Raw genomic sequence first — 12520 nt, 5'->3', positions numbered from 1 at the left:
TGGCTCCTATATTGAAGGCGTCCAGATCACTTTTCGACGTAGCAGTCGAAAGTTTCGAAAGGTTCGAAGATGAACAGACGCAGCATGACGAGGCTGTCCGCGGGCGTCGCGGCCGGCGGTCTCGCGATCGCCGCCCTCACCGGGTGTACCGGCAGCACCGACACCGGCGACGACGCCGACGGCGTCACCATCACGTGGTGGCACAACGCCACCTCCGACCCGCTTCAGGGCCTCTGGGCGGACGTCGCCGCCGAGTTCGAAGAGGCCAACCCCGGCGTCACGGTGGAGGTCACCGGCTACCAGAACGAGGAGCTCCAGCGCACGCTCATCCCGAACGCCCTGCAGAGCGGCGACGCCCCCGACGTGTTCATGGTGTGGCCGGGTGGTGAAGTGCGCTCGCAGGCCGAGGCCGGACACCTCATGGACCTCACCGACGCCGCCGCCGCCGAGATCGCGGCCCTCGGCGCCACCGTCAAGCCGTGGGAGGTCGACGGCAAGCAGTACGCACTGCCGTTCACGTTCGGCGTCGAGGGTTTCTGGTACAACACCGACCTCTTCGAGCAGGCCGGCATCTCCGACCTGCCCGAGACGCTGCCCGAGCTCGAGGACGCGAACAGCAAGCTCAAGGAGGCCGGCGTGGCGCCCATCGCCGTCGGCGCCGGCGACCTCTGGCCGGCGGGCCACTGGTGGTATCAGTTCGCGCTCGCCGCGTGCTCGACCGAGACGCTCGAGACCGCCATCCCGGCCCTCGACTTCAGCGACCCGTGCTGGCTCGAGGCCGGTGAGCTGCTCCAGGACTTCGTGGCCACCGAGCCGTTCCAGTCCGGCTTCCTTGCCGCCTCGGGGCAGCAGGGCGCCGACAGCTCCGCGGGCCTCATCGCCAACGGCAACGCCGCGATGGAGCTCATGGGCCACTGGAACTCCGGCACCATCGGCTCCCTCACCGCGGACGGCGAGGTGCCCGGGTTCCTCGGCTGGTTCCCCTTCCCGAGCGTCCCCGGCGCCGCCGGCGACCCCACCATCACGATGGGCGGCGGTGACGGCTGGGGTGTCCACAAGGACGCGCCGGAGGAAGCCGTCGACCTGCTGAAGTACATCATGAGCGCCGACGTCCAGAAGCGCTTCGCGGAGACCGGTGCGGGCATCCCGACGCACCCGGAAGCCGCGGACAGCGTCACCGACCCGAACCTCAAGACGATCGCCACCGCCCTCGCCGAGTCGTCCTACGTGCAGCTCTGGCTGGACAGCGCCCTCGGCCCGACATTCGGACAGCCCCTCAACCAGGCTGTCGTGAACCTCATGGGCGGCTCGGGCACTCCCGAGGACATCGTCAAGACGCTGGAGGACACGGCGGCCGCGCTGTAACCGACATGACCACCAGCATGATCGAGACGGGGCCCGCGCTCGCCGCGGGCCCCGTCCCCACCCCCCGCCCCCGCCGACGCACCGACGGCCGGAAGTGGCTCGAGATCGGCCTGTTCGCCGGCCCCGCGCTGATCGTCTTCCTGACCTTCGTGATCCTGCCCGTCGTCCTCGCGGCGGTGTACAGCTTCTTCAACTGGAACGGCCTGACCCCGCTCGAGCGGTTCGTCGGCTTCGACAACTACATCCGGGCGCTCACGGATCCGCTCTTCCTCAAGGGCATCGGCAACAACGCCGTCATCCTCGTCGCCTCGGTCCTCATCCAGGGCCCCCTCGCGATCGCGATCGCCCTCCTGCTGAACCGGCGCCTGCGCGGGCGCACTCTCATCCGCGCCCTCATCTTCGTCCCCTACGTCCTCGCCGAGGTCGTCGCGGGTCTGTCCTGGAAGCTCCTGCTCTCCCCGCGCGGCGGCGTGAACGCGGTGCTCGAGTCGATCGGCCTGGGCGACCTCGCCCGGCCGTGGCTCGCCGAGCCCGCCATCGCCCTGTGGGTCATGTTCGGCATCCTCACCTGGAAGTACCTCGGCTTCGCGATCCTCCTCATGCTCGCCGGCCTCCAGGGAGTGCCGGAGGAGCTCACCGAGGCGGCCCAGCTCGACGGCGCCAACTGGTGGCGCATCCAGTGGCACATCACGCTGCCGCTCATCGCCCCCACCATCCGCATCTGGATCTTCCTGTCGATGATCGGCTCACTGCAGCTGTTCGACATGGTGTGGGTCACGACCCGTGGCGGCCCCGTCGGCGCCACGAACACGATGGCCGTGTACATGATCCAGTACGGGCAGACCCAGCCCGGCTTCGGCAGCGCCGTCGCCGTCATCCTCTTCATCATCTCGCTGGCCGTCGCGCTCGTGTACCAGCGCTTCGCCCTCCGCCGCGACCTCGCCGGCGCCACCACGACAGGAGTCCGCTGATGGCCGCCGTCGCCGTGACCGCCCCGACCGAGCCGCGTCGCCGGGACCGCCCCGCCGGCTCCGGTTTCGACTGGGGCCAGCCCTTCGTCTACCTCGTCGCGCTGATCGCCGTCCTCATCTCGGTCGTGCCCGTCGCGTACGTCTGGATCGGGGGGTTCCGCAGGACCGCCGACATCAACGCGAACCCGGCGGGCTGGCCCGACCCGTGGACGCTCGACAGCTACCTCCGGGTGCTCGGCTCGAGTCGCTTCTGGGGGTCGGTGTTCTCCTCGTCCGTCGTCGGCATCGGCACGACCGCCGGGGTCGTGCTGCTCGGCGTCATGGCGGCGTTCGTGATCGCGCGGTACGACTTCCGCGGCCGCGGCGCCCTGTACTCGCTCTTCGCGGCGGGACTCATGTTCCCGCTGACCGTCGCCGCGCTGCCGCTCACGATCCTGCTGCGCGACATCGGGCTGCAGGGCAGCTTCCTCGGGGTCATCATCCCGCAGGTCGCGTTCGCACTGCCGACGACCGTCATCATCCTCGTGCCGTTCCTGCGGGCCATCCCGGCGGAGCTCGAGGAGGCCGCGGCGATCGACGGGACCAGCCGCATCGGGTTCTTCTGGCGGATCATGCTGCCGCTGTCCGTTCCCGGCCTCGTCACCGTGGGCGTGCTCGCGTTCGTCGGCAGCTGGAACGCGTACCTCCTGCCCCTCCTCGTGATGGCGGCGGGCGGGATGCCGCAGGACCTGTGGACCCTGCCGCTGGGCGTCCAGCAGTTCTCCACGCAGTACTCCGCCGACACCGGCGCCGTGCTCGCGTACACCTCGCTCGCCATGCTGCCCGCCCTGGCGTTCTTCCTGTTCGCCGAGAAGCGGATCGTCGGCGGTCTGACCGGGGCGGTGAAGGGATGACGCGCGTCGACGAGCTCGTCGCGGCGATGACCCTCGACGAGAAGATCGCCCAGCTGTACGGCGTGTGGGTCGGCGCGTCCGACTCCGGCGGCGACGTCGCCCCGCACCAGCACGACATGGACGACGTGGTCGACCTCGACGCGCTGCTGCCGCACGGCCTCGGCCAGCTCACGCGGCCCTTCGGCACGCGACCGGTGGATGCCGCCGTCGGCGCGCTGTCGCTCGCGCGGACGCAGGAGCGGATCCGGGCCGCCTCGCGGCACGGCATCCCGGCCCTCGCGCACGAGGAGTGCCTCGCGGGCTTCGCCGCCTACGGCGCGACCGCCTACCCCGTGCCCCTCTCGTGGGGTGCGACCTTCCACCCCGACCTCGTGCGGGAGATGGGCCGCCGCATCGGCGCGGACATGCGCCGCGTCGGCGTGCACCAGGGCCTCGCGCCCGTCCTCGATGTCGTGCGCGATGCCCGCTGGGGCCGCGTCGAGGAGACGATCGGCGAGGACCCGCTCCTCGTCGGCACCGTCGCGACCGCGTACGTGCAGGGCGTCGAGTCCGCCGGCGTCGTCGCGACGCTCAAGCACTTCGCCGGGTACTCCGCCTCCAAGGCGGGCCGGAACCTCGCGCCGGTGTCGATCGGCCCCCGCGAGCTGCAGGACGTCATCCTCCCGCCGTTCGAGATGGCGGTCCGGGACAGCGGCGTCCGGAGCGTGATGAACTCCTACTCCGACATCGACGGCGTACCGACGGCGGCCGACCGGTCGCTGCTGACCGAACTCCTCCGCGACACGTGGGGGTTCGACGGCACGGTCGTCGCCGACTACTTCTCGGTCGCGTTCCTGAAGCTGCTGCACGGGGTGGCCGAGTCGTGGGCGGATGCCGCCGGCCAGGCCCTCGCCGCCGGGATCGACGTCGAGCTGCCCACCGTGAAGACCTTCGGCGAGCCGCTGCGCCGCGCCGTCGAGGAGGGCGTCATCGACGCCGGGCTCATCGACACGGCGCTCCGCCGCGTGCTGGCGCAGAAGGAGGAGCTCGGGCTGCTGTCCCCGGACTGGTCCCCGGTGCCGGAGGCTCTCGCCGGCCGTGACCTGTCCGACCCGGAGGCGCTGCGCGGAGTCATCGACCTCGACCCGGCGGAGAACCGCGCGCTCGCCGCGCGGCTCGCCGAAGAGGCGATCGTGCTCGTCCGCAACGACGGCACGCTGCCCCTCGATGCACCGGCGAGGATCGCCGTCGTCGGCCCGAACGCCGACGACCCGTACGCGATGCTCGGCTGCTATTCGTTCCCGACGCATGTCGTGTCGCAGCATCCCGGCGTCCCGCTCGGCATCCGCATCCCGACCCTGCTCGAGGCGCTCCGCACGGAGTTCCCCGGGGCCGAGGTCACGCACGTGCACGGCACGAGCGTCGACGGCGGCGAGCGCGACGGCATACCCGAAGCCGTCGCGCTCGCCCAGGCCGCGGATGTCGTCGTGCTGGCGCTCGGCGACCGCGCCGGCCTGTTCGGCCGCGGCACGAGCGGGGAGGGGTGCGACGCCGAGTCGCTCGCCCTGCCCGGCGCGCAGCAGGACCTCGTCGACGCCGTGCTGGATGCCGGCACGCCGACCATCCTCGTGCTGCTGGCCGGTCGCCCCTACGCCCTCGGTCGCGCCGAGGAGGAGGCCGCGGGCATCATCGAGGCGTTCTTCGCCGGCGAGGAGGGCGCGCCCGCCGTCGCCGGTGTGCTGAGCGGCCGCGTGAATCCGAGCGGACGCCTGCCCGTCAGCATCCCGAAGGCCCGCGGATCGCAGCCGTCGACCTACCTCGCGACCCCGCTCGCGCGGAAGACCGGGGTGTCGAACATCGACCCCTCGGCGGCGTTCCCGTTCGGGCACGGCCTGTCGTACACGACGTTCGAGTGGGGCGAGCTGGCGGCCGATGCCGCCGAGATCGCGACCGACGGCGCCGTCGGGCTGACGCTGCGCGTCGCGAACACGGGCGACCGGGACGGCGTCGACGTCGTGCAGCTGTACCTGCACGACCCCGTCGCCGAGGTGCCCCGCCCCGTGCAGCGGCTGATCGGCTACGCCCGGGTCGAGGTGCCCGCGGGCGCTGCCGTCGAGGTGCGCTTCACGGTGCCCGCGGACCTCGCGGCGTACACGGGCCGGGCGATGGCCCGCATCGTGGATGCCGGCGAGCTCGTCCTCGGTGCGGCGCGCTCCAGCGGCGACATCGCATCGTCCCAGGCGGTGCGTCTCGTCGGGCCGACGCGCGTCGTCGACCACACCCGGGCCCTCGTGCCGGGCGTCGAGGTGCGGGCGGCCGCGGCGTCGGTCGTCTGAGGAGGCCGGGGCGGGCGGCGCGGGTGGCGCCGCCGGGTGCAGGCCGGGCGGCCCGGGTGCAGGCCGAGGTCAGGCGATCAGCCGAGGTCAGGCGATCAGCCGAGGTCAGGCGGATTCGGCGCGCATCCGCCTGAGCCGGGCAGATCGCCTGAGCCGGGCCGGGGCGGGCGGCCCCGGGGCACGGCGTAACGGCGGAGATCGTGCACGGCAGCACGGCGTAACGGCGGAGATCGTGCGTGCGGCCCGGGCCGATCGGCATCCTGGGCGGGGATCGGGGCCGATCTCCGCCGTTGGGTCGCGTCGTCCCCGCCGCGTCACCCGCGCATGGCGAGCCGGACCCGCCGGACCGACCCACCCCGCGACTCAGGCGGGCGGGGCGGTGCTGCCGCGCACCACAAGGTGCGTCGCGAGGTCCATGCGCAGGGTGTCCACCGTCTCGCCCTCGGCGAGGCGCAGGACGATGCGCGCCGCCTCCTCGCCCATCCGGCGGAGCGGCTGGTGCACCGTGGTCAGCTGCGGACTCAGCCACCGCGCGAGCGCGATGTCGTCGTAGCCGACGACGGAGAGGTCGTGTGGGACGCTCAGTCCCGCCGCCGTCGCCGCGGCGATGACGCCGAGGGCCTGCAGGTCGCTGCCGGCGAAGACGGCCGTGGGCCGGTCGGGCCCGGCCAGCAGGTCGCGGGCGTGGCGCTCGCCGCCTCCGGGGTGGAAGTCCCCGAAGCGGATCCAGGCCGGATCGATGGGCAGGTTCGCGGCGCTCATCGCCGAGCGGTAGCCGTCGACGCGCGCGAGGGAGCACATCATGTCCTCGGGGCCGGTGATGGCCGCGATGCGCCTGTGGCCGAGGTCGATCAGATGCCGGGTCGCCATGAGGCCGCCCGACCAGTTGGCCGATCCCACCGACGGCACGTCGGGTGCGGGGTCACCGGCCGGGTCGACGATCGCGAAGGGCACGCCCCGCGAGCGCAGCTTCTCCCGGTGCGCGCGAGGCAGGTCGGAGAACACCAGCACGACGCCGACGGGCCGGCGCCGCAGCACGCCGTCGATCCAGTCGGAGGAGGGTGCGTGCCGGTCGCCGCTCACCGTCAGGACGACGGAGAGGCCAGCCGCGTGGGCGACCTCCTCGACCCCCTCGATGACCTCCATCGACCAGCTGGCCTCGAGCTCGTGGAAGACGAGTTCCAGCGTCTCGGTGCGCTGTGCCGGCGTGCGGCGGTGGTAGCCGTGCCGCTTCAGATGCTCTTCGAGGCGGGCGCGGGTGGCCGGGGCGACGTCCGTGCGGCCGTTGAGCACCTTCGACATCGTGGCGACCGAGACCCCCGCCTCGGCGGCGATATCGGCCAGGGTCACGCGTGGAGCGGTGGTCATGGAGGGTCCTCGGTGCCGGGCGCGGGCTGCGCCGTACGTACGGGCGAGGCGATTCTTGCACGTTTCGTTCGTCACAGCGATACTTTCGGATGCCGGATCTCCCGCGCGAAGGGGTGGTGTCCGGCCCACCCATGGTATAGGTTGTGTATCGCAACAATTCCTTGACGTCGAGCAGGAGCATCATGGTCACCCCCACCCCCGCGGACAAGTTCACCTTCGGTCTGTGGACCATCGGCTATAACGGCACCGACCCGTTCGGCGGGCCCACCCGGCCCCCGCTCGACGTCGTGCACGCCGTCGAGAAGCTCGCCGAGATCGGCGCCTACGGCCTCACCTTCCACGACGACGACCTGTTCGCCTTCGGCTCGACGGATGCCGAGCGGCAGAAGCAGATCGACCGGCTCAAGGCCGTGCTCGATTCCACCGGGCTCACCGTCCCGATGGTCACGACGAACCTCTTCTCGCCCCCCGTCTTCAAGGACGGCGGGTTCACCTCCAACGACCGCGCCGTGCGCCGCTTCGCGCTGCGCAAGGTGCTGCGTCAGCTCGAGCTCGGCGTCGAGCTCGGCGCCAAGACCTTCGTCATGTGGGGCGGCCGCGAGGGCGCCGAGTACGACGCCGCCAAGGACGTCCGCACGGCCCTGGAGCGCTACCGCGAAGCGGTCAACCTCCTCGGCCAGTACGTCATCGACAAGGGCTACGACATCCGCTTCGCGATCGAGCCGAAGCCCAACGAGCCGCGCGGCGACATCCTGCTGCCCACGGTCGGTCACGCCCTCGCCTTCATCGAGACGCTCGAGCACCCCGAGCTCGTGGGTCTGAACCCCGAGGTGGGGCACGAGCAGATGGCGGGCCTGAACTTCGCCGCCGGCATCGCGCAGGCGCTGTACCACGGCAAGCTCTTCCACATCGACCTGAACGGCCAGCGCGGCATCAAGTACGACCAGGACCTCGTGTTCGGCCACGGCGACCTCCACAACGCGTTCGCCCTCGTCGACCTGCTGGAGAACGGCGGCCCGAACGGCGGCCCGTCCTACGAGGGCCCCCGTCACTTCGACTACAAGCCGTCGCGCACCGAGGACGAGACCGGCGTGTGGGACTCCGCCGCCGCGAACATGCGCACCTACCTCCTCCTCAAGGAGCGGGCCGCGGCGTTCCGCGCCGACCGCGAGGTGCAGGAGGCCCTCGAGGCCGCCCGTGTCTTCGAGCTCGCGCAGCCGACCCTGGGCGAGGGGGAGTCCTACGACGACCTCCTCGCCGACCGCTCGGCCTACGAGGACTTCGACGCCGACGCGTACTTCGGCGCGAAGGGCTTCGGGTTCGTGCGGCTGCAGCAGCTCGCGACCGAGCACCTCCTCGGCGCTCGCTGACCTCCACCCCGGCCACACCCCCGGCACACCTCTGCCGAGCGTCCGCAGCACGCGGATCACGCACCCGAGCGTCGCGTGCGTCCCGGACGCTCGGCAGAGGGAGCGGGACAGAGAGGATGCCGCATGGCACTCGTGATGGGCGTCGACTCGTCGACGCAGTCGTGCAAGGTCGTCATCGTGGATGCCGGCACCGGCGCCGTGGTCCGCTCCGGTCGCGCGGCGCACCCGGACGGCACCGAGGTCGACCCGGCCGCGTGGTGGACGGCGCTGCAGGCCGCGATCGCGGAGGCCGGCGGCATGGACGACGTCGCCGCGTGGGCGGTCGCGGGGCAGCAGCACGGCATGGTCGTGCTCGACGCGGACGGCGACGTCATCCGACCCGCCCTGCTGTGGAACGACACCCGCTCCGCCGGCGCCGCGCGGGACCTCATCGCCGAGATCGGGGCCGAGGAGTACGCCCGTCGCACCGGCGTCGTGCCGGTCGCCTCCTTCACGGCGACGAAGCTCCGCTGGCTGCGCGACCACGAGCCGGACGCCGCCGCGCGCGTGGCAGCCGTCGCGCTGCCGCACGACTGGCTCACCTGGCGGCTCCGCGGCTACGGCCCGGAGAACCCGCGCCTCGACGAGCTCGTCACCGACCGCTCCGACGCCTCCGGCACCGCCTACTGGGGTCCCGATGGATACGATCGCGACCTCCTCGTCGCCGCCCTCGGCCACGGCGCGACCCTCCCGCGCGTCCTGGACGCCGACGAGAGTGTCACCGACGATGCGGGCCGCGCGGTCGCGCCCGGTGCCGGCGACAACGCGGCCGCTGCCCTCGGGGTCGGCGCGGGCGTCGGCGACGTCGTCGTCTCGATCGGCACGAGCGGCACGGTCTTCGCCGTCTCCGCCGAGCCGACCGTCGACCCGTCCGGCACGGTCGCGGGGTTCGCCTCGGCCGACGGGCACTTCCTGCCGCTCGTCGCGACGCTCAACGCGGCGCGCGTCCTGGACGTCATCGGGCGGCTCCTCGGCGTCGACCACGCCGAGCTCTCCCGCCTCGCTCTGCAGGCCGAACCCGGCGCGGGCGGTCTCCGGCTCGTGCCGTACTTCGAGGGGGAGCGCACCCCGAATCTGCCCGACGCGACCGCATCGCTCGAGGGCATGACCCTCGCCGCCACGACGCGGGAGAATCTCGCCCGCGCCGCCGTGGAGGGGATGCTGTCCGGCCTCGCCGCCGGCCTCGACGCGGTCCGCGGGCTCGGCGTGCCGATCCGGCGCGCTCTGCTCATCGGCGGCGGCGCGCAGTCCGAGGCGGTGCGCCGCATCGCGCCGCTCGTCCTGGGCGTCCCCGTCGAGGTCCCCGAGCCGGCCGAGTACGTGGCGCTGGGCGCCGCCCGGCAGGCGGCGGCGATCCTCGGACGCTGACGCTGACGCTGACGCTGACGCTGACGCGGACGCGGGCGCGGGGCGTGATGCGGCCCGCACGTCGGCGCGACCCGGTGCGAGGATGAGACGGTGACGGATGCCACGGCTTCGACCCTGCTCGCCACCGCCCGCGAGCGTCTGCGCGGCGCGCCGCAGGAGCGCCTCGGCGAAGCCGTCGCGCCCCGCCGCGTCTTCGGACTCGGCCGCGCGGCGCGCGTCGTGCCGGTGCACGAGGCCTGGCACGTCGGGGTGCTGCTGCTCTCCGACGACGCCGCCTTCGCGACGGGCGAGATCCTCCGGGCGCAGTCGGAGGCGATCCGCGGATTCACGGCGGAGTCCCAGCGCGCCCGGGCCGAGCTCGCCGCCGCCGCGCGGCGCGGCGGATTCGGCGAGGGCGAGGTCGTCCATCTGGCCTGGCAGCCCCTCGACATCCCCCTCGTGGACCGGGGCGGCACGTCCGGTCCGCTCTCCGTGGTCGGCGGCGTCGTGCACGTCCGCTGGAGCGCGGCAGGCGGCACGCGTCCGCTGGCGGACTATCTGGCCGAACAGCTCTCCCTGCGGTGACCTTTCCGGCTTCCCGGCCGAAGTAGGGTTGTCGTCACGACTCAGGAGGTCTGCATGCAGGTTTGGCCCGGTTCCGCCTATCCGCTGGGGGCGACCTTCGACGGGAACGGCACCAACTTCGCGCTGTTCAGCGAGTGCGCCGAGCGCGTCGAGCTCTGTCTCTTCGACGAGGATGGCGCGGAGACGCGCGTCGAGCTGCGCGACGTCGACGCGTACGTCTGGCACGCGTACCTGCCGACGGTGCAGCCGGGCCAGCGCTACGGCTACCGCGTGCACGGGCCCGAAGACCCGACGCAGGGGCAGCGGTTCAACCCGAGCAAGCTCCTCCTCGACCCGTACGCCAAAGCGGTCGAGGGCGAGGTCGAGTGGGGGCAGTCGGTCTTCGGCTACACGTTCGGCGACCCGGACTCCCGCAACGAGGACGACTCCGCGCCCCACATGATGAAGGGCGTCGTCGTCAACCCGTTCTTCGACTGGGCCGGCGACCGCCTCCCGAAGACGCCCTACGCCGAGTCGCTCATCTACGAGGCCCACGTCAAGGGGCTCACCGAGCTGCACCCCGACATCCCCGATGAGATCCGCGGCACCTACAGCGCCATCGGCCACCCCGCCATCATCGACCACCTGAAGAAGCTCGGCGTGACCGCCATCGAGCTCATGCCGGTGCACCAGTTCGTCAACGACTCCACGCTGCAGGACAAGGGCCTGTCGAACTACTGGGGCTACAACACGATCGCCTTCTTCGCCCCGCAGAACACCTACGCATCGGCGGGCGACCGCGGGCAGCAGGTGCAGGAGTTCAAGGGCATGGTCCGGGCGCTGCACGCGGCCGGCATCGAGGTCATCCTCGACGTGGTCTACAACCACACCGCCGAGGGCAACCACATGGGCCCCACGCTGTCGATGAAGGGCATCGACAACATCGCGTACTACCGCCTCGAAGACGACGACAAGCGGTACTACACCGACTACACCGGCACCGGCAACAGCCTCAACGTCGGCAACCCGCACACGCTGCAGCTCATCATGGACTCGCTGCGCTACTGGGTGCTCGAGATGCACGTCGACGGCTTCCGCTTCGACCTCGCCGCGACCCTGGCGCGGGAGTTCTACGAGGTCGATCGCCTCGCCGCCTTCTTCGAGCTCGTGCAGCAGGATCCGGTGGTCTCGCAGGTCAAGCTCATCGCCGAGCCGTGGGACATCGGGCCCGGGGGCTACCAGGTCGGCAACTTCCCTCCGCAGTGGACCGAGTGGAACGGCAAGTACCGCGACACCGTCCGCGACTTCTGGCGGGGTGAGCCCTCCACGCTCGGCGAGTTCGCCTCCCGGCTCACCGGATCGGCCGACCTGTACGAGCACTCGGGGCGCCGTCCGGTGGCATCCATCAACTTCGTCACCGCGCACGACGGGTTCACCCTCCGCGACCTCGTGTCGTACAACGAGAAGCACAACGACGCCAACGGCGAGAACGGCAACGACGGCGAATCGCACAACCGCTCGTACAACCACGGCGTGGAAGGCGACACCACCGACCCCGAGATCCTCACGCTCCGGGCGCGGCAGCAGCGCAACTTCCTCGCGACGCTCCTGCTCAGCCAGGGGGTGCCGATGATCGCGCACGGCGACGAGCTGGGCCGCACCCAGAAGGGCAACAACAACGGCTACGCGCAGGACAACGAGCTGACCTGGGTGCACTGGGACAGCGTCGACCAGCCGCTCGTCGAGTTCACGGCCGCGCTCGCGCGGCTGCGCCGGGACCACCCGACGTTCCGGCGCAGCCGGTTCTTCAACGGCCGGCCGATCCGGCGCGAGGAGGGCTCGCCCGTCCCCGACATCGCGTGGGTGCGCCCGGACGGCACCGAGATGCAGCCGGAGGACTGGGACAGCGGCTTCGGCCGCGCCGTCGGGGTCTTCCTCAACGGCGAGGGCATCCGCGAGCGCGACCGCCGCGGTGAGGAGATCAGCGACCGGCACTTCCTGATCTTCTTCAACGCCGGCGACGAGGGCGTGGACTTCACGATCCCGACGGTGGACCTCGGACCCCGCTGGGAGGTCGTCATCGACACGTCCGGCGACCTCATCGACGGGGAACCGCGCGACGGCGGCCACGTGCTGAGCCTGGCGTCGAAGTCGCTCGTCGTGCTGCGCGACTACGAGGCCGTCGAGCCCGACGTCGATCACTCCGTGGCCGCCTCGCTCGCCGCGCGGACCACCCCCATCGACACGATCCCCGCCCACGCGCCCCAGATCGAGCTGCCCCACTGACG

General features: G+C 71.9%; 9 protein-coding genes. 8 read left to right on the top strand and 1 reads right to left on the bottom strand.

Annotation, left to right across the window (positions count from 1 at the left end; all coding sequences use genetic code 11):
- Positions 1-69: 69 nt before the first annotated feature.
- From BR85_RS11055 to BR85_RS11040, 4 genes are read left to right on the top strand one after another with little or no spacing between them, the layout of a single operon-like run.
- Positions 70-1365 (top strand): extracellular solute-binding protein, encoded by a 1296-nt coding sequence (locus BR85_RS11055; RefSeq protein WP_081782761.1) that lies wholly within the window; start codon positions 70-72, stop codon positions 1363-1365.
- A gap of 5 nt (positions 1366-1370) precedes the next feature.
- A complete protein-coding gene (locus BR85_RS11050; RefSeq protein ID WP_028496588.1) occupies positions 1371-2336 on the top strand; it encodes a carbohydrate ABC transporter permease in 966 nt (321 codons plus the stop codon).
- A complete protein-coding gene (locus tag BR85_RS11045) occupies positions 2336-3229 on the top strand; it encodes a carbohydrate ABC transporter permease (RefSeq protein WP_028496587.1) in 894 nt (297 codons plus the stop codon). Before BR85_RS11050 ends, BR85_RS11045 begins: the two co-directional genes overlap by 1 nt.
- Positions 3226-5544, top strand: coding sequence for a beta-xylosidase/alpha-l-arabinosidase (locus tag BR85_RS11040; protein WP_051526306.1), 2319 nt, complete (start codon positions 3226-3228; stop codon positions 5542-5544). Before BR85_RS11045 ends, BR85_RS11040 begins: the two co-directional genes overlap by 4 nt.
- A 363-nt stretch (positions 5545-5907) precedes the next feature.
- Here the strand turns inward: BR85_RS11040 and BR85_RS11035 are convergent, their stop codons facing one another.
- Positions 5908-6912 carry a LacI family DNA-binding transcriptional regulator gene (locus tag BR85_RS11035; RefSeq protein WP_092896996.1) on the bottom strand — a complete coding sequence of 335 codons (1005 nt, stop codon included), beginning with the start codon at positions 6910-6912 and terminating at the stop codon, positions 5908-5910.
- Positions 6913-7094: 182 nt separating this feature from the next.
- Here BR85_RS11035 and xylA point away from each other — a divergent pair, with 182 nt between their 5' ends.
- The 4 genes from xylA (at position 7095) to glgX (ending at position 12518) form a co-directional block, all read left to right on the top strand.
- Complete coding sequence (gene xylA, locus BR85_RS11030; protein ID WP_036272824.1) at positions 7095-8282, top strand: xylose isomerase; 1188 nt, start codon at positions 7095-7097, stop codon at positions 8280-8282.
- 123 nt (positions 8283-8405) lie between these two features.
- Positions 8406-9689 (top strand): xylulokinase, encoded by a 1284-nt coding sequence (gene xylB / locus BR85_RS11025; protein ID WP_028496584.1) that lies wholly within the window; start codon positions 8406-8408, stop codon positions 9687-9689.
- A gap of 90 nt (positions 9690-9779) precedes the next feature.
- On the top strand, positions 9780-10253 hold the full coding sequence (locus BR85_RS11020) for a hypothetical protein (protein WP_028496583.1): 474 nt from the start codon (positions 9780-9782) through the stop codon (positions 10251-10253).
- A gap of 54 nt (positions 10254-10307) precedes the next feature.
- Entirely contained in the window at positions 10308-12518 is a 2211-nt protein-coding gene (gene glgX / locus BR85_RS11015) for a glycogen debranching protein GlgX (protein WP_028496582.1), read from the top strand.
- Positions 12519-12520 lie beyond the last annotated feature (2 nt).

The organism is Microbacterium sp. UNCCL10, from assembly GCF_000746195.1.
GTDB lineage: Bacteria > Actinomycetota > Actinomycetes > Actinomycetales > Microbacteriaceae > Microbacterium > Microbacterium saccharophilum.
Note: the sequence above shows the minus strand (reverse complement) of the source record. Positions and strands in the feature narration are given on the sequence as shown.

Coding starts and splice junctions, on each gene's coding strand:
- glgX (WP_028496582.1), top strand. CDS start 10,308: ATGCAGGTTTGGCCCGGTTCCGCCTATCCGCTGGGGGCGACCTTCGAC.
- BR85_RS11055 (WP_081782761.1), top strand. CDS start 70: ATGAACAGACGCAGCATGACGAGGCTGTCCGCGGGCGTCGCGGCCGGC.
- BR85_RS11045 (WP_028496587.1), top strand. CDS start 2,336: ATGGCCGCCGTCGCCGTGACCGCCCCGACCGAGCCGCGTCGCCGGGAC.
- BR85_RS11040 (WP_051526306.1), top strand. CDS start 3,226: ATGACGCGCGTCGACGAGCTCGTCGCGGCGATGACCCTCGACGAGAAG.
- BR85_RS11050 (WP_028496588.1), top strand. CDS start 1,371: ATGACCACCAGCATGATCGAGACGGGGCCCGCGCTCGCCGCGGGCCCC.
- xylA (WP_036272824.1), top strand. CDS start 7,095: ATGGTCACCCCCACCCCCGCGGACAAGTTCACCTTCGGTCTGTGGACC.
- xylB (WP_028496584.1), top strand. CDS start 8,406: ATGGCACTCGTGATGGGCGTCGACTCGTCGACGCAGTCGTGCAAGGTC.
- BR85_RS11035 (WP_092896996.1), bottom strand. CDS start 6,912: ATGACCACCGCTCCACGCGTGACCCTGGCCGATATCGCCGCCGAGGCG.